Origin of the sequence: Streptomyces sp. AC550_RSS872, assembly GCF_019049285.1 — a bacterium.
In the GTDB taxonomy this organism is placed as follows: domain Bacteria; phylum Actinomycetota; class Actinomycetes; order Streptomycetales; family Streptomycetaceae; genus Streptomyces.
In genome coordinates this window covers 1-727 of sequence record NZ_JAGMUL010000119.1, presented here as the reverse complement: position 1 = coordinate 727, position 727 = coordinate 1, and the positions used below count along the sequence as shown (strand labels likewise).

The 727-nt window shown below is 72.6% G+C and carries 1 protein-coding gene; it reads right to left on the bottom strand.

Features of this window, described 5'->3' with window-relative positions:
* The coding region (locus KUM44_RS33030) for an ATP-binding cassette domain-containing protein (RefSeq protein WP_217213439.1) at positions 1–727 on the bottom strand (727 nt) is incomplete at both ends.

Sequence of the window (727 nt, the reverse complement as noted above, 5' to 3'; positions counted from 1 at the left end):
TGGCGGGCTCGTCGTCGAGGCGGAACCTCGGGTCGCCCGGTACGGACGCGAGGAGTTGGGCGGTGTACGGGTGGTTCGGCTCGGCGAAGGTGGCTCCGGTCGGGCCGAGTTCGACGAGGTCCCCGTGCAGCAGGACCGCGACCGTGTCGCTGACGTGCCGGACGACGGCCAGGTCGTGCGAGATGAACAGCATCGTCAGCGAGAGCCGGCGGCGCAGATCGGCGAGCAGGTTGAGGATCTCGGCCTGGGTCGTCAGGTCGAGGGCCGAGGTGATCTCGTCGGCGATGACGAACCGGGGACGCGGTGCGAGGGCCCGTGCGATCGCCAGCCGCTGCCGTTGGCCGCCGGAGAACTCGTGCGGGTAGCGGTCCATGGCGTCCGGGTCGAGGCTCACCTGGCTGAGCAGCTCGGCGATCCGGGCCCGGACCGGTCCGACCCTGGCCCGGACCGGATCGAGTGCCTCGGCGAGGGACTGCGCGACGGTGCGCCGCGGGTCGAACGAGGAGTACGGGTCCTGCGGGATCATCTGGACCGTCGCGGCTCCCGCCCGTCCGCGCGAGGTGCGCAGCGGGGCGTCGTCCACGAGGATCCGGCCGCCCGACGGCCTGTGGACGCCGACGAGTGTCCGCGCGAGCGTCGTCTTGCCCGACCCGGACTCTCCGACGAGTGCGAGGGTGCTGCCCCGGGGGATGTCGAACGAGACTCCCTTGAGCACCCTGCGGGCCGC